The sequence below is a fragment of the Butyricicoccus faecihominis genome (assembly GCF_014648015.1).
Classification (GTDB): domain Bacteria; phylum Bacillota; class Clostridia; order Oscillospirales; family Butyricicoccaceae; genus Agathobaculum; species Agathobaculum butyriciproducens.
Genome location: NZ_BMQH01000001.1, coordinates 299,047 through 315,805 on the forward strand (window position 1 = coordinate 299,047; position 16,759 = coordinate 315,805).

At 53.0% G+C, this 16,759-nt stretch carries 15 protein-coding genes; 8 read left to right on the forward strand and 7 right to left on the reverse strand.

What is annotated here, in order from left to right:
- Positions 1 to 146 precede the first annotated feature (146 nt).
- Both IEY11_RS01340 and IEY11_RS01345 read right to left on the reverse strand, forming a co-directional pair.
- Positions 147 to 701 carry a FumA C-terminus/TtdB family hydratase beta subunit gene (locus IEY11_RS01340; RefSeq protein ID WP_118480468.1) on the reverse strand — a complete coding sequence of 185 codons (555 nt, stop codon included), beginning with the start codon at positions 699 to 701 and terminating at the stop codon, positions 147 to 149.
- Positions 702 to 703: 2 nt separating this feature from the next.
- Positions 704 to 1,450, reverse strand: coding sequence for a GumC domain-containing protein (locus IEY11_RS01345; protein ID WP_188885528.1), 747 nt, complete (start codon positions 1,448 to 1,450; stop codon positions 704 to 706).
- 167 nt (positions 1,451 to 1,617) lie between these two features.
- Here IEY11_RS01345 and ilvA point away from each other — a divergent pair, with 167 nt between their 5' ends.
- From ilvA to IEY11_RS01375, 6 genes are all read left to right on the forward strand, one after another.
- The gene (gene ilvA / locus IEY11_RS01350) at positions 1,618 to 2,829 is read left to right on the forward strand and encodes a threonine ammonia-lyase (RefSeq protein ID WP_188885529.1); all 1,212 of its coding nucleotides are present in this window, start codon (positions 1,618 to 1,620) and stop codon (positions 2,827 to 2,829) included.
- Between the two features lie 322 nt (positions 2,830 to 3,151).
- A complete protein-coding gene (locus tag IEY11_RS01355) occupies positions 3,152 to 5,503 on the forward strand; it encodes a phosphoketolase family protein (protein WP_117751837.1) in 2,352 nt (783 codons plus the stop codon).
- Between the two features lie 577 nt (positions 5,504 to 6,080).
- A complete protein-coding gene (locus IEY11_RS01360; RefSeq protein WP_118564311.1) occupies positions 6,081 to 6,452 on the forward strand; it encodes a GntR family transcriptional regulator in 372 nt (123 codons plus the stop codon).
- Entirely contained in the window at positions 6,449 to 7,348 is a 900-nt protein-coding gene (locus IEY11_RS01365) for an ABC transporter ATP-binding protein (protein WP_188885530.1), read from the forward strand. The genes IEY11_RS01360 and IEY11_RS01365 overlap by 4 nt, the downstream gene beginning before the upstream one ends.
- Positions 7,323 to 9,494 (forward strand): DUF6449 domain-containing protein, encoded by a 2,172-nt coding sequence (locus IEY11_RS01370; protein WP_194461851.1) that lies wholly within the window; start codon positions 7,323 to 7,325, stop codon positions 9,492 to 9,494. Before IEY11_RS01365 ends, IEY11_RS01370 begins: the two co-directional genes overlap by 26 nt.
- Positions 9,491 to 10,024, forward strand: a complete 534-nt coding sequence (locus IEY11_RS01375; protein WP_188885532.1) for a VanZ family protein — start codon at positions 9,491 to 9,493, stop codon at positions 10,022 to 10,024. Before IEY11_RS01370 ends, IEY11_RS01375 begins: the two co-directional genes overlap by 4 nt.
- 969 nt (positions 10,025 to 10,993) lie before the next feature.
- On the opposite strand, the gene IEY11_RS01380 is transcribed toward IEY11_RS01375, so the two are convergent.
- The 3 genes from IEY11_RS01380 to IEY11_RS01390 all read right to left on the reverse strand — a co-directional run bounded on the left by IEY11_RS01380 (position 10,994) and on the right by IEY11_RS01390 (position 13,492).
- Positions 10,994 to 11,773: a hypothetical protein gene (locus IEY11_RS01380; RefSeq protein ID WP_118729322.1), complete on the reverse strand. Its 780-nt coding sequence runs from the start codon at positions 11,771 to 11,773 to the stop codon at positions 10,994 to 10,996.
- Between the two features lie 6 nt (positions 11,774 to 11,779).
- A complete protein-coding gene (locus IEY11_RS01385) occupies positions 11,780 to 12,325 on the reverse strand; it encodes a Panacea domain-containing protein (RefSeq protein ID WP_118729321.1) in 546 nt (181 codons plus the stop codon).
- 126 nt (positions 12,326 to 12,451) lie between these two features.
- Positions 12,452 to 13,492, reverse strand: coding sequence for a tyrosine-type recombinase/integrase (locus IEY11_RS01390; RefSeq protein WP_118729320.1), 1,041 nt, complete (start codon positions 13,490 to 13,492; stop codon positions 12,452 to 12,454).
- 424 nt (positions 13,493 to 13,916) lie between these two features.
- Here IEY11_RS01390 and IEY11_RS01395 point away from each other — a divergent pair, with 424 nt between their 5' ends.
- Complete coding sequence (locus tag IEY11_RS01395; protein ID WP_118729419.1) at positions 13,917 to 14,705, forward strand: BRO-N domain-containing protein; 789 nt, start codon at positions 13,917 to 13,919, stop codon at positions 14,703 to 14,705.
- 48 nt (positions 14,706 to 14,753) lie between these two features.
- Here IEY11_RS01395 and IEY11_RS01400 read toward each other — a convergent pair whose 3' ends face one another.
- The gene (locus IEY11_RS01400; RefSeq protein WP_147358074.1) at positions 14,754 to 15,401 is read right to left on the reverse strand and encodes a LexA family protein; all 648 of its coding nucleotides are present in this window, start codon (positions 15,399 to 15,401) and stop codon (positions 14,754 to 14,756) included.
- Between the two features lie 143 nt (positions 15,402 to 15,544).
- Here IEY11_RS01400 and IEY11_RS01405 point away from each other — a divergent pair, with 143 nt between their 5' ends.
- Positions 15,545 to 15,751, forward strand: a complete 207-nt coding sequence (locus IEY11_RS01405) for a helix-turn-helix domain-containing protein (RefSeq protein WP_117490524.1) — start codon at positions 15,545 to 15,547, stop codon at positions 15,749 to 15,751.
- A gap of 182 nt (positions 15,752 to 15,933) precedes the next feature.
- On the opposite strand, the gene IEY11_RS01410 is transcribed toward IEY11_RS01405, so the two are convergent.
- Entirely contained in the window at positions 15,934 to 16,626 is a 693-nt protein-coding gene (locus IEY11_RS01410; RefSeq protein ID WP_118729318.1) for a hypothetical protein, read from the reverse strand.
- Positions 16,627 to 16,759 lie beyond the last annotated feature (133 nt).

Here is a 16,759-nt window from a genome sequence, read left to right on the forward strand (position 1 = left end):
CGGAATTTATACAAGGGAAGAAAAAATGTGTCCGCAGGACGCGGTTTTTCTTCGAGATTCGCTCGAAAGCGTGGTTTCGAGCGAGAGGCTGTTCGGAAAACGAAGTTTTTCGACAGCCTCAGGCGGACAACCGTCCGCCTTTTGGCTCAATCCTTTTTATACTTTGCAACGCCCTCGGTGTAGAGGTTGCCGCCGACCGAATCCTGCGACACGATGGCGGAGAAATTCTCCACGGTGAGACGCTTGACCGACTCACAGCCCAGCTCGTCATATGCGATGACCTCGACATTCTTAATGGATGCCGCCTTCGCCGCGCCTGCGCCGCCGATGGCTACCATATAAACCGCGCCGTTGCGCGCCATTGCGTCCTGCACGCCTTGATTGCGCACGCCCTTGCCGATCATGCAGGCAAGACCTGCATCGAGCAGACGCGGTGCGAACGGGTCCATACGGCCGGAGGTGGTCGGGCCGACCGAGCCGATGACCTGACCCGGCTTTGCGGGGGTCGGTCCGGCGTAGTAGATCGCCGCGCCGTCGAGGTCGAACGGCAGCTTGTCGCCTGCGTCCATCGCGGCAACGATCTTCTTGTGTGCGGCGTCGCGCGCGGTGTAGACCGTGCCGGTCAGCGTTACGGTGTCGCCCGCACGCAGCTTCGGCGCCATTTCCTTGAGCTGTTCGGTTTTCAAATCGTAGTGTGCCATGCTTATTCCTCCGTTTTCTGGCGCAGATTGTTCAGAACCTCACGCAGTCCGTTTTTTGTCTTGTCCGGCTCGGGATGGGGCGCCTCGCCGTCCTTTTTGCCGAGCGACGCGCTGATCTTGTCAATTTCGCCGAGCACCTCACCGGCCTTGCGGGCCATCTCGGCGGATTCCTGCTGGTTGCGTGCCAGCACGGTGCGGTAGTTCTCCTTGGTGGCATCCAGCTGGCGGCGCACCTGCTCGATGGTCTCCATCGACTTGCGGCGCAGCTTCTGCAGCTCCACCTTGGCGTCCTCCTCGATCTGCTTGGCGCGCCGGTACGCGGAAAGCTCCATCTCGGCGATCTTCTCTCTGGTCGCATCGTATTCACCGCATTTGGCCGACAGCTTGGCGTTCTCCGAGGTCAGCCGGTCGTTTTCCGCCGCAAGCTGCGCCGCACGGGCGTTCTGCGCCTCGATCTCGGTCGCCTGCAGGGAAAAACCGCTTTCGATCTGGTCAAGCTGTGCACGGATCTTATCGGTATCCAGCGTCATTTCGCCCAGCCGCTCGAGCAGCTCGGCGTTCTTCGCGGTAAGCGCCTCGTTCTGCGTGCGCAGCTCGTTCATCGCGGACTGCGCCTCGGTCAGCTGAGAGCGCAGCTCGGCGGTCTCGGTGTAGTATTTCGTGTCGGTTTCTTCTATGTAATGCAGTACGTCCTCGCGGTTAAAGCCGCCGAAGATGGCACTGCGGAATCCACGGGTTTGCTCGTCCATTACAGTTCCTCCCACAATAATCTTTCTTTAGTATAGCAAATTCATGAGATAAAGGCAAATAATAATTAGTAATTACTAATTCCTAACTTATATATAATATGTGTCTTGCAATCAAAAAAAGAACGTGCTATTATTATCTTAACTTGCAAAAACGAGGAAGATGCTCAATGTTAGAATTAAAAGATTTCGAGGCAGCTGCGGACCGACTGAAAAACGTCATCCACAACATTCCGCTGTCTACGTCCTGCACCTTCTCCGCCATGACCGGCGCAGAGGTTTATCTGAAGTACGAAAATCAGCAGAAGACCGGCTCCTTTAAGGTGCGCGGTGCTTACAATAAGATTATGAAGCGCTACGCTGAGGGCGACCTGCACGCTGTTGTTGCGTCCTCTGCGGGCAACCATGCACAGGGCGTTGCCTTTGCGGCAACCGCTGCCGGTGTAAAGTCCACCATCGTTATGCCGCGTTCCGCGCCGATCGCCAAGGTTTCCGCAACCCAGGGCTACGGTGCCGAGGTTGTTCTGGCGGGCAACATTTACGATGAAGCCTATGCCAAGGCATGCGAGATCTGCGAGGAGACCGGCGCAGAGTTCATCCACCCGTTTGACGATGAGGATGTTATGGCGGGTCAGGGCACCATCGCACTGGAAATCCTGCGCGACCTGCCGGGCGTTGACATGATCTTCGTTCCGGCCGGCGGCGGCGGACTGATCTCCGGCGTGGCTGCCTGCGCAAAGCAGATCAACCCGCGCATCCAGATCATCGGCGTACAGGCTGAGGGCGCACCGGCAATCGCAAATTCGTTCCGCACCGGTGAGCGCATTCCGTCCGATACCGTGCACACCATCGCTGACGGTATTGCCGTAAAGACCCCGGGCGAAAAGACCTTTGAGTATATCAAGAAGTATGTGGACCGCGTTGTCACGGTTTCTGATGATGAGATTGCTTCCGCTGTTCTGCTGCTGCTCGAGCGCTGCAAGCAGGTCGTTGAGACCTCGGGTGCGGCTCCGCTCGCGGCTGTACTCAACAACAAGGTGGATGTACGCGGCAAGAAGGTCGTCTGCGTGCTGTCCGGCGGCAATATCGACGTGTCCTTTATTCACAAGATTGTGGAAAAGGGCCTGATTACCCGCTGCCGTCAGCTGAAGTTCTCTGTGCTCATGCCGGATGCACCGGGCGCACTCGAGCATTTCTCGCACATCGTTGCACAGCAGAATGCCAATATCATCCTGTTCCAGCATGACCGCGTACAGACGGACCTCGAGATCGGCGAGGCGATTATCCATGTCGTCTGTGAGGTTGGCGGCGTTGACCACGCCAAGCGCCTGATCGACACCCTCACCGATGATGGCTATAAGGTGTTTACTTCGCAGATTTGATAAAAATGCAATGAAATTACAGCGTTCCGCTTGGATAGAGCGGGACGCTGTTCTTTTTTCGGAAGAATGGAGAATTGAAAGTGAACGTAAACGTAAACCATCACATTCATTTTCCACTCTCCATTTTCAAGTACTCCTGCCTTGTATAACGCTCTACTCTCATGGCAAGATATTATATTGACAAATAAATAACGATGTGCTATTATCTCAGCGTGATAAGGAATGAAAAAACAGGTGGACGTTTTATCGCATTATTTGCCTTAAAACGGATAGAATAATAAAACCAAGCATACAGTCAACCGCAGAAAGGAAGCATTACGCTATGGCAGCACACATCAACGACGAAATGCTGAACAAAATGGACGCATACTGGCGGGCGGCAAATTATCTTGCAGCCGGTCAGCTTTACCTGCTCGACAACCCGCTCCTGAAGGAGCCGCTGAAGCCCGAGCACATCAAGAAGAAGATCGTCGGCCACTGGGGCACGGTGCCCGGACAGAACCTGATTTACGTTCACCTGAACCGCATCATCAAGCAGTATAATCTGGATATGATCCTGCTGTCCGGTCCGGGTCACGGCGGCAATTTCTTCGTGGCGAACACCTATCTCGAGGGCACTTACAGCGAGGTTTACCCGAACATCAGCGAGGACACTGAGGGCATGAAGCGCCTGTTCAAGCAGTTCTCGTTCCCGGGCGGCATTGCCAGCCACGTTGCACCGGAGACCCCCGGCTCCATCCACGAGGGCGGTGAACTGGGTTATTCTCTGGCGCACGGCTTCGGTGCGGTGCTGGATAACCCCGATCTGATCGCAACCGTAGTTGTCGGTGACGGCGAGGCGGAGACCGGCCCGCTGGCAACCTCGTGGCACGGCAACAAGTTCCTCAATCCGGTAACGGACGGTGTTGTTCTGCCGATCCTGCATCTGAACGGCTACAAAATCTCCAACCCGACCCTGCTTTCGCGTATTCCGGAGGAGGAACTGCGCAAAATGCTCGAGGGCTGCGGCTGGAAGCCGTATTTCGTCGAGGGCGATGAGCCGATGAAGGTACACCGCGCACTGGCGGACACGCTCGATACCGTAACCGAGGAAATCCTCGCCATCCGCAAGCACGCCCGTGAGACCGGCGACACGACCCGTCCGATCTACCCGATGATCGTGCTGCGCACCCCGAAGGGCTGGACCGGCCCGAAGAACGTGGACGGCAAGCAGATCGAGGGCAGCTTCCGCGCGCATCAGGTGCCGCTGATGATGGACAGCCCGGAGCATCTGCCCATGCTCGAGCAGTGGCTGCGCAGCTACCATCCGGAGGAGCTGTTCGACGAAAACGGCAAGCTGATTCCCGAACTCAAGGCACTGGCGCCGACCGGCGAGCACCGCATCGGCGCAAACCCGCACGCCAACGGCGGTCTGCTCATGCACCAGCTGCGCCTGCCGGATTTCCGCGATTACGGACTGAATGTTCCGGCTCCGGGCAGTGTTGAGGGTCAGGATATGATCGAGCTTGGCGCTTATGTCCGCGATGTCATCAAGCTGAACATGGACAGCCGCAACTTCCGCGTATTCGGCCCGGACGAGACCATGTCCAACCGCCTGAGCCACATTTTCGAGGTCACCGACCGCGAGTGGAACGCCGAGCGTCTGGACACCGACGAATTTCTGTCCGCAAGCGGCCGTGTGATGGACGGCATGCTGTCCGAGCACATGTGCGAGGGTTGGCTTGAGGGCTATCTGCTGACCGGCCGTCACGGCTTTTTCGCAAGCTATGAGGCGTTCATCCGCATTATCGACTCGATGGCGGCACAGCACGCCAAGTGGCTCAAGGTTTGCAACGGCCTGCCGTGGCGTCAGCCGATCGCGTCGCTCAACCTGATTCTGGCTTCAAACGTATGGCAGCAGGACCACAACGGCTTTACCCATCAGGACCCGGGCTTCCTTGACCACATCGCCAACAAAAAGGCGGATGTTGTCCGTCTGTACCTGCCGCCCGATGCAAACTGCCTGCTCAGCTGCTTCGATCACTGCATCAAGAGCCGCAACTATGTCAACGTCATCGTGGCTTCCAAGCATCCGCGTCCGCAGTGGCTGACCATGGAGCAGGCTGTGCAGCACTGCACCCAGGGCATCGGCATCTGGGAGTGGGCGTCCAACGATCAGGGCGCAGAACCGGACGTTGTTATGGCGTGCTGCGGCGAGACGCCGACGCTCGAAACGCTGGCTGCCGTATCCATCCTGCGGGAAGAGCTGCCCGAACTCAAGGTTCGCGTTGTCAACGTGGTTGACCTGATGAAGCTGCAGCCCGAGCGGGAGCATCCGCACGGCCTGTCCGATGCAGAATACGACATGCTGTTCACCAAGGATAAGCCGATCATCTTCGCCTTCCACGGCTACCCGACGCTCGTTCATGAGCTGACCTACCGCCGTCATAACCGCAACCTGCACGTTCGCGGCTACAGGGAGGAGGGCACCATCACCACGCCGTTTGATATGCGCGTGCAGAATGATATCGACCGCTTCCACCTTGTCAAGGACGTTCTGCTGCGCCTGCCGCAGCTGGGCAACCGCGGCGCGTACCTCTACCAGAAGATGAGCGATAAGCTGGTGCAGCATCAGCAGTATATCACCGAGTACGGTGAGGATATGCCGGAAGTCCGCGAGTGGAAATGGAAATAATAGAGAATTGAAAATGGAAAATGGAGAATGACCGTGAAGGGATGGTTCTCCGCAGGGCGCACATTGTGCGCCCTTTTTCTTTTGCAACGATAAATCATGTTCATACCGACAAATAACTGCACAAACATTACCGTAGGGTGCGGCAAGGTGAATTGCGGCATAGCCGCAAGAGAAGGTGCCCTGGGGTACGACCTCGGCGCACCGTTTGTAAATTCATCGGCAACATTTATCTCGTAGGGGAGCACAGTGTGCTCCCTCGTTGTGGTTAAATGGGTGTGCGGCCGCTCCTTGCGCAGGCTCCGGTCGCGCTGCGGCCGCTCCTTGCGCAGGCTCCGGTCGCGCTGCGGGCGAACAATGTTCGCCCCTACGGTTACGCATGTGCAGACGGTTTACACGGTGCGCCGGGGTCGGCGCACCCTACGGTAAGGCTTTCTATCACGTTAATTACTAACTTCTAATTCCTAATTACTAATTATGCTTGACATGCCGTCTGGTTCGTGTTATTATCTAACTGTACTAAAACACACAGTACAGTTGATACACTCTCAAATCAACAAAAGGAAAGGAGGCGCGTCAGGTGATTAAAATCGACTATCGGGATGCCCGACCCATCTATGAACAGGTGGTGGACGGCATTGAGGGACTGGCTTTGCGTGGGGCACTGCCGGCGGACACCCAGCTGCCCAGTGTACGGCAGCTTGCGATGGAACTGTCGATCAACCCGAACACAATACAGCGCGCTTACGGAGAGCTGGAACGCCGCGGTGTGATCTACGCCGCAAAAGGACGGGGAAATTTTATATCGGACAATGCAGCGGTGCTGCGTTCCCAGAGGCTTAACGAACTGGGTGAGCAGATTACCGCACTGGCTGGTCAGGCGCGCTCGCTCGGGGCGACCGAGGAGCAGCTGCGCGGCTGGGTAGAGAGGAAAGGAGAGAGCAGAACATGATTACGGCAACCAACGCGACCAAGCGGTTTGAGGACATCACGGCGGTCGATCACATCTGTGCGGAAGTCAAGGACGGTTCGGTCTACGGCCTGATCGGCTCGAACGGCGCGGGCAAGTCCACGTTCCTGCGCATGCTGGCCGGCATTTTGCAGCCGGATGAGGGCACGGTGCAGATCGACGGCAAGGACATTTTCGAGAACATTGCAATGAAGGAACGGTTTTTCTTCATCTCGGATGAGCAGTTCTTTTTCCCGAACAGCACGCCGAAGGAAATGAAAAACTACTACAAGCGCTTTTACAGCAAATTCGATGAAGCGCGCTACCGCAAGCTGATGAACGGCTTCGGTCTGGACGAAAACCGCAAGCTGCGGACGTTCTCCAAGGGCATGAAAAAGCAGGTTTCGGTCATCTGCGGCGTATGCAGCGGCACGGACTACTTATTCTGCGATGAGACGTTCGACGGTCTCGACCCGGTCGTTCGCCAGACGGTAAAGAGCCTGTTTGCCGAGGATGTAGCGGACAGAGGTCTGACGCCCATCATCGCCTCGCACAACCTGCGTGAGCTGGAGGACATCTGCGACCATGTCGGTCTGCTGCATCGCGGCGGCATCCTGTTCTCGCGCGATCTGGACGACATGAAGCTCGGCATGTACAAAATGCAGTGCATTTTTCCGAATCCGCTGCCGGATTCCGCGTGGGAAGGCTTTGACATTCTGCACAAGGAGCAGCGCGGCTCGCTGTACACGATTACGGCGCGCGGCAGCCGGGAAGAGCTGCTCGCCAGGGTGAACGCGCTGAACCCGACCTTCTGCGAAATGCTCCCGCTGACGCTGGAGGAAATCTTTATCAATGAAACGGAGGTGGCAGACTATGATGTCAAGAAACTCCTGTTCTAAGGGTCTCGTGCGGGATTGCATGAAACGCAATCTGTGGGCCATCGTGCTGTCCACGGTGGGATTCTTTATGGCGCAGCTGCTGCCAGTGATTATGACGGCGCAGCACAGCCTGTCGGCACATAAGCAGGATCTGGTCAATCTGAGTGCGGCAGATGCCGCGGCAAGCTGGCAAGGCTATGTGGAGAGCGTCGGTGAGATGCTCGGCGGACAGAATGTGTTTGTCAAGCTGGCCGTCATCATTCTGGCGGTCACCTGCGGTGTGAGCATGTTCGCGTACCTGCACAATCGCCGCAAGGTGGATTTCTATCACAGCCTGCCGATTTCGCGCAGCCGTCTGTTTGCGGTAAACTACGCGACCGGTGCGCTGTGTGCGCTGGTGCCGTACCTCGTGCTGCATGCGCTGAGCATTGTCAGTGCATGTGCGATGGGCTTCGGTGAGGTGGTCAACGCATCGCTCATCGGCGTGATCGCGTCCAACGTCATTTTCTTCTTCCTGCTGTACGCGATGGCGGCTGTTACGACCATCCTGTGCGGCAACACGGTCATCACGCTGCTGCTCGGTCTGTGGGTGTACTTCGGACCGACACTCGTAACCGCACTGTGGCAGGGCCTCAAGAGCATGTTCTTCCAGACCTATGTGATGGATGCTTCCATGACTTCGCTGCTGTTCTGCAACAAGTTTGCACCGCTGATTCAGTATTTCGGCGTAAACGGCACGAAAATGCATAGCTGGGCAGGGGCAGTGGAGCCTGTCTATACGATGGATTACGCCGCCGGGCTGCAGGAGCCGAGTGCTATCGGTCTGCTGATCGGCTATGCGGTTGCGGCGATCGTTATCACCGCACTGGCGCTGTTCCTGTTCCGCATCCGCAAGAGCGAGCGGGCGGGCACGGCACTGGCATTCAACCCGATTAAGCTGCCCGTCAAGATTATTATCTGCGTGGTTATGGGTACGGCGTTCGCTGAGATTTTCAAAATGCTGGTCTACGAATCTGAGCTGTGGTTCTGGGTCGGTCTGGTGCTCGGCACGGTCATTTTCCACTGCGTGGTGGAGATCATTTACGCGTTCGACTTCCGCGCCATCTTCCGCAAGCCGCTGCAGCTGGTTATCATCCTTGCAGTGCTGGTCGGCGGTATGCTGATCATGCAGGCGGATGTGTTCGGTTATGATGAGTGGCTGCCGGATGAGGGCAGCATTGCAGCGGCAGCGCCGATGGGTTACGTCGGTGAATCGGCACTGCTCAGTGAGCCGGAAAATATCGCGGCAGCGCGGCAGCTGGCGGCGCTCGGCGTGGAAGGCCTGAATAATACGGATGAAAATGCACAGAAGGAGTGCATCACCGTCACCTTCAAGCTGAAGAACGGCAAGGTGAAGAGCCGTTCGTATGAGCTGCCGGCCACAGACGAAGTGTTCACGCTCAAAAAGCAGATTTACCAGTCCGCAGAGTACAAGCAGAAGGCGTGGTCGCTGTTTGCGCTCGGCGAGGTCAATGAGGGTTATCACCGCAACATTGTTTTCTACACCAACGGTGACGGCTACAACGGCGTCGGCACACTCAGCGACTCGCAGAAGGCACAGGAGATCATTGACACGCTCAAGGCAGAGACGCTGACCCACACCGGTGATGCCATGCCGGTGCTGCGCATGGAATTCTCGCAGCAGAACAACGACGATTATTACAGCGAGGGTGCCGTATGCGTGACCGACAAGGACGTAAAGACGCTTGCACTCATCAAAAAGTACGCCAATATCGTTCCCAAGGCTGTCAGCGCGAAAAACGTAAAGCTGATTACACTGAGCATCTATCTGCCGGATAAAGACTTCTGGCAGGGCGTGCAGGTGACCGACAGAGCAGACATTGACGCGCTGCTCAAGAATGCGGTCAACATTGACGCAATGAATCTGTACGGCAGCGATGCGATGGCGTATGGCATTATGCAGCAGTTTGCCCGCAGCAACGTATCCGTGACCTACACGGACGAAAAGGGCGACGAGTGGGATGCAAGCGCAGGCTATATCGAAGAGGATTATCCGAAGGATATCATCGAGAAATACCGTGCACAGGCGGAGAAGGACGCGGAAAACGGCGTCGAGTCTGCACAGAGCGGTGATGTTGCCTATACGACGGAAGTGGCCGTCGGATGAGCAAGCGCGGTATCATCGGCACGCTGCTTCTGCTGATGTACCTTGCGGGCGTGGGACTGTTTACCGGTCCTTCACTGGCGCAGCTGCTCGTTGGCCATCTGCCGCAGCCAAGGCTGGAGCTGATTCCGTTCGCGGATATGATTTCCGTGCTGACGGACAAAAACGCGGTCGGACTGGGCGCGTTCGTGAACATTGCCGGAAATATCGCGCTGCTGTTTCCGCTCGGACTGTTCCTGCCGCTGTTCTGGCGGTGGTTCGAGCGGGCGGGACGTACCATCGGCTGGTGCTTCGGCACCTCGCTCAGCATTGAGCTGATACAGCTGGCCGCGGGCGGCGTCACCTCGGCAGATGATCTGCTGCTGAATACGCTCGGCGGCGCGCTCGGCTTCGCGGCGACAAGGCTTCTGATGAGAGCGTGCCCCAAGCTCGCGCCGCAGGGCGAGGGAAGGGCAGAGTGGGCAGCACCGCTTGTCTGCTGGCTCGTCATCATCGCGGCAAGTACAATATCCGATCTGCTGATTCTGTGGTAGGAGACAGCGGGTCGCAGGATAGAGAGTAATATACGGAAAACAGGCACACCGAGAGGTGTGCCTGTTTTGGGGTTTATGTGATTGAAATACGGGGGAAATACACAAAAGCCGCCCCGAAGAGCGGTTTATTGACACAGTATGAAACCATGTATGCTATAATGAAGTTGCTGATATGGAACGGCGAGGTTATTCCCCTGCATTAAGGGGGTGACGCGCATGACAACAATGGAGGTACTTACGCTTCTGATGCTGCTTGCGACGGTTGTCTTCGGTATTTTGAACCTCAAGAAATAACCGCCACCTAAAAAGGCAGCGGCGTTTTCCTCAAGCTCTAAACTTGTTCGGGGAACGACCGCACCTGACACGTGAGAGCCGTTCTTATATCAGTATAATAAACGGACGCTCCGGTTTTGTCAAGTGATGAAACCGGAGCGCTTGTTTGTTGAGAGACATGGTTTTGCACCATATATCCCGTAGGGCGAACAGTGTTCGCCCTAATTATTGGTATGCGGGCGCACACTCCGGCTCGCTAAGAGCCGCCTACGGCGGTTGCTCGCTGGACGCCCACTGCGGTGGGTGTGTGCGCCCCTGCGAGATAACGTCGCAAACGGCAATATATCGTTACAAACGGTCCGTGCTGGTAGATTTCATCATCGAACGACCGCTCTTTCCTTCGGATTGGGCGTGTGCCTGCCGTGATTGGCGGGTGCAGCCTTATGGCTTTACTGCCACACGCGTGCCTGCCCGTCCGGTGGTGGATTCGAACCACCGAAGTCATAGACGACAGATTTACAGTGTGGAGCAAACCCGCAGAATAGCTGACGATTTCGGGGTTGTTCCCTTATTATTCCCTTGTTCTTTAGATAAATATCACTCCGAAGTCGATGCCCTATACAGCAACATCTTTGCCTGAGGAGTAGGAATGGTATATGATGATGTATTATATTTGAACAGTTATGAAAATTTTTACTATCGCCTAAAAACAACCAATACAACCACTGCACTTATCAATACCATGATGTTAAAGTACAGAACATAAGGATATTTTCGGCGTAACCGTCCCCAGGCTCGATGATTTTCTGGGCAGGACTCACATTCTCTTCCTTTGCAAGATGCTGCAATGCTTTGATTCGCAATCTTAGATACTGCGTACATTAACATAAATAATGTGTTAAATGCAATAAATCCAACTATCAATAAATATAGAAGCATATTCTTCACATTCATATTATTTATGTTCGAGAAAGTTTCTGTCAGTAACTTGATCTCAGTTGAGAAACCCAATACTATACCAGAAAAAATACCTAAAATTGCAATAGATTGACCATGGAATCCATTGACACGGTCAAGTAGATCAGTTACATTTTTGTTGCTTTCTTTATTCAACTGTTGAGCTTGTTTTAATGCTTCATCCGCTTTAGCACTTAAAAATGCCACTTTCTCCATTCTAGCCAAACGTAATGCTTCTAACTTAATATGATCATATAACTTTGTCATACCCTTACTAAGGTTAGAATGATCGTCTGATATTCTCGACATCACTCGTTCAAGAACAGCACAGACATTATCGCGCACATCACTCTGAAAGCCCTCTAATTGTTGGGAAATTTCATAATATGAATGCCGAAAAGTACCATCGTTATAGATTTCTTGAAAATCATTGAGTAACTCGTCGGCTTCCTCATCAGATGGCTCAATATAATGTGTCATGCTCTCAATGAGTTCACTTAGTTTCTCAGAATATTCCATATCAGATTAAGAGTCCAATCCAAGAGGATCATTACATGCAAAGAATCGTTTAATTGCATTTTTGCTTATCATCTGTCGTGAAGCAGTATTTTTCCATGGATCCTCTTTGTGTGTCATACTTACTAATTGTCTTGCAGAATACAGTAAGCATTTGTTTAGGACCTTATGCAATAAATTAAATGCTTTACTATCAATCCGCAAAGAATTACCAAATTCATTGGCAGCAGTAACATCGATGTTATTGATAGGATTGCTTAGGTTTACATTATACTCAAAATAAGCTTCAGGAACAACCGGACCATATTGCCAGTTGTATATATCCTCATCAAAAGCAAGGGAATCTAAGCACCTCATAAAATATCCTTGAATATAGTATAAAATTTTCTGCAGCTGCAAGTTTGTAACCGTTCTACCATCATCAGCTGTCGTTGAACAAATATAGTTCGACAACGATAGCACGGGGTATTCTCGTTGCATACATTCCCCTCCTTTCAAATTTATTGTAACATAATTATCAGAAAAAGCAATATTCTTTCTAAATGCCATCCACATATCTACAAGCTCCTTTTTTATGATTTAAGAATACCCTTCAATATATGTCTGATATACCGTATAAATTGACCACAAATGGTCAACTAAGAAAAAATTCCTCCGATTTTTTTCGGAGGAATTACAAATTCAGTACGCCAGCTTCTGCGACGCCCGGCGCTGGTCGTCGGTATTGATGTGCGTATAGATCTCGGTGACCTTAACGGACGAGTGTCCGAGCAGGGTCTGCACGGCGCGCAGCTCGGCGCCGCCCTTGATGAGGTAGGTGGCGTAGGTATGGCGCAGCTTATGCGGCGACAGGCGGCGAATGGGCAGCCCATCGAAAAAGCTGTCGTACTGCCGGCGGAACGAGCCGGGTGTCATGTAACCGCCGCGCTTTGCCGGAACAACGTAGATACTCGTTTTCGGCGCGTCCGCCAGCACCGCGGCAAGCTGGTCACCGTAGGTGACAACGCGCACCCGCTCGTTCTTGGTCACGTCCACGGGCGCAAACTCGCCTTTGGCAACACGGGTGACAACGCGCCGGACGGTGATTGTGCGGTTCTTCCGGTCGATGTCGCGCCAGTGCAGCCCCATGACTTCCTCGCTGCGCAGACCGGCGTACAGCAGAATGGCAATCGCCACACCGAACGGTCGGTCAAGGTGAGAGAGCAGGCAGGCGATTTCGTCCGGCTTGTAGACGGTGATATTCTTGAATGTCGCGTCCGGCTTGACCTTGATACCCTCGCACGGATTGCGGCTGCACAGACCGTTCGCAACCGCGCTTTTCATGATCTGGTCGATGGTGATGAAGATGTGGTGGCGTGCGCTCTTACTGAGGTGCGCGGCGCTGCCCATCAGCCGCTCAATGTCGGCGGGCATGACCTTGTCGAGCGACATTTTGCCGAGCATAGGCAGGATATAGCGGTTGAAATACAGCTCGTAATTGGCGTAGGTGCGGTACTTGACCGACTGCTCTTTGCGTTCCAGCCACTCTGCGCCCCAGCCTCCGACCGACTTCCGCCGGGCCTGCGTCTGTTTACCTTTCTCGAGAAATTCCTCGTAGGCGGCTTTAGCGAGCGCACGAGTGCGCCTGCAGAATGACTTCTGAACATGGCTGCCGTCCGGCATATCGAGCCAGACACGCAGTTCCACACTGCCGTTCGGCTTTTTGCGGAAACTTCCGTTCATAATGATAAAACCCCTTTCTTATCGCATGAAGGTGTGATAAAATAGAGGTACTGATAGGTTTCGCGATTTGTCAGTACCTCATGTCCCGCTCTGGTGTTGGTAGCACCGGGGCGGGATTTTTTTGAAAAAATATTTGTTGAATATTTATAGTAACGCCAAAGATGCCAGAAAGCTCCGCAGAACGCTGCGAACCGCTGGTGTCGGTTGGATGAATGATAAAACGTATCAAAAAGTTCAGAAAACGCGAGATTGAAGTTTTTTCACCGTCATTTTGTCAATTTACAGAATTGGTGCCATGCGGTAAGATACCACCTGTAATTACAACTGAGCGCGCTCACCCCGAAATGGGGGACAGCATTGGAGTAACGCATGGCGGGGTATGTTCCCGCCGCTCCTTTCCACCTATGGACGAAAGGACAATGCAATGAGCAAAGAAATTCAGATTTTCGCAAATGACCAGTTCGGCGAGGTTCGCACGCTGACTAAGGACGGCGAACCGTGGTTTGTCGGCAAGGACGTAGCGGACATTCTCGGTTATTCCGATACCGCACAGGCGGTCCGCAAGCACATCGATGACGAAGACAAGGGGGTGGTTGAAATGACAACCCCCGGCGGCAAGCAGAACATGGTTATCATCAACGAGTCCGGCTTGTACAGCCTTATCCTGTCCAGCAAGCTGCCGGCGGCCAGAGCGTTCAAGCGCTGGGTAACGTCCGAAGTGCTGCCTGCAATCCGCAAGCACGGCGAGTACACGGCACCGAAGGTATCGCAGAAGCGGCTCGGCGAGGTCAACAGCGCGGCACGCATTATCCGCCAGACACTCAAGGAGGCCGGTATGGCGCCGCAGTTTGTTGCCGTTGCCATGAAGAGTCTGTACGCGCCGGTCGGTGTGGAGATCCCGCTCGAGGGCGTAACGCTGAACAAGCAACTGTTCGATGCGACCGCGATTGCTAAAAAGGTTGGCGTAATGTCCAGATCGGGCAAACCGCACGCACACGCAATCTCCGCGATCATCGCGCAGGTGGACGTACTGCCCGAGGAAAAAGAGCTTGCGCCGTTCCAGAGCGCCGTCAGCGGCCACGCCGGAACGAACGTGCAGTACACGAAGTCGGTCGTTGCCAAGGTCAGCCTGTGGCTGGAGCGCCACGATTACCCGGAAAGTTTTGAGTACCGGGGCAAGAAGTACACGCTGCGGTATAGTGCGGCAGCATAAATATCCTATCCCTGTTCACGGTTCTACCAGTGAATGGGGATTTTTGTTTTAGCTCGGTCGAAATTCAACCTTGACGACCAGACCCAGAATTTGAACATTAGTCTCTTTCAAATCGTAAACAAACGGCTTGTGTTTGGGATTGGTGGACTGCGGCATGAGGGTTACTATGTTACCACTTCGAGAAAAGCGTTTGAGGGTTGCGTCTTGATCGTCGATAAGGACTGCCGCGATCTCGCCATTTTCAACAATATCCTGTCTACGGATAATAACAATATCACCATCAAAAATACGGGCGGCATTCATGCTGTCACCTCGTACGCGCAGAGCAAAGTATTCTGCGCCGCCGTTAAGGTCGGTAAAAGTGTAGCCCTCGATATTTTCTTCGGCGTAGATCGGCGCTCCTGCAGCGATGCGGCCGAGGATGGGGATGCGCTTTAGGTGAGAGAAGTCAACCGGAACGGCATTGTCGGGAAGTTTGTTTGTTTGTTCCTTGATAGGTGCTTTGCCGGTCAGCGTGTTCATGTCTACATTATAGAAGTCGGCAAAAACTTCAAGGGTTTCCAGATCTGGCTCGCGCTTGCCGGTTTCATACATACCGATCGCACTGCGGGATATTTTCAGGGTGTTTGCAAGCTCCTGCTGGGACAGTCCTTTTCTTTTTCGCAAATAAGTGAGCATATCACTAAGTTGTGCCAAATGGATCGCCTCCTTATGTTGGTATCATAACACGACCCGTGACAAAAGTAAATAGAAAAATGTCACGAAATGTGTTGACAAAGATTGACGAGGTTGTTATAATAACATTGTCACATAAAGTGACACGCAAGGAGGTGACAAAAATGACGATTGCAGAACGGCTTGTGCAGGCAAGAGGTAACATTCCGCGTGATATTGTAGCCAGTGCGGTAGGGATTTCGCTGTCTGCTATCTCGATGTACGAGAATGGACAGCGTGTACCGCGTGACGAGATCAAGGTCAAACTGGCGGATTACTACCACACGACCGTACAGGCTCTTTTTTTTGACACAGATAGTCACGATAAGTGACAAAAGCGAGGTAAGAAACAATGACTGAAAACACGCAAAAATCTATTAAGAAGGCACTTTGTTTTGAAAAAAACGGAGAAACATTTGCAGTTGAGATTAGTATTGCAAATGTTCCTCCGAAGCGCGAGCGAGATACCATAATCAGATGGTTGGATGAGCTCTATGTTAATGCAAAAATGGAGTTATGTTATCATTAAAGGAAGGATAATTTTAGCCATTTCTTCTGGATGTTTAGCCAGTTCTTGCATAATAATTTGCTCCTGATCTTCGGATGTTAAGCCAGGGCGGAGCATTTGCTGCAACAGGGTTGGTTGGGTACAGCAGAAATTGAGAAAATTTTTCATTACTTCCTGTTGTGGATCTGCTTTTTGTCCGAAAAGAGTGGGTACATAATTGGTAAATGCGCACAACTCCAAAAACTGGTTATCAGGCTTATTGGGATTTCGTTGATAGAAACCAAATCTTGAGATGAGCTTTGTTTTCAAATCTTCCATACCACCTGCTTCCAAAGAGTATTCGATATAGCGCAAGTGAGAAATATCGAAAGGAATTGAAGGTGCATTTTGCTCACGGATAAGAATGGTGCGTGGGCTGATGGCATGGCGTATACCGAGTTCATAAAATACATTTGGATTAGGATATGTGATGTCAGCAATAACATATTTGGAGTGCATCAACTTCATGAAAATATCATTGCTCATTGAACCGGGATTCAGTTCTTCATCTGCTCGGATGACTTCAAGCGTGGGGTCGGCAGCTTGGATAGCCTGCTTGATAATGTAGTCGTATCGTTTACGCAGATCATTTTCGGAAACAGTTACACCATTGTAAATTTGTGTACCGATTGGCATAACAACAAAGCAAGAATTTGTCATAATAAGACCTCCTTTGTCAATATTATAGCAAATGCTGGATTAGGGTACAAGCGTAAAAGTGAGGTGAAAACCAATGATTTTCCCAATTACCGCTTTATGCGTATCGTCGTTCGCCTTAGGCTGGACTGTACGC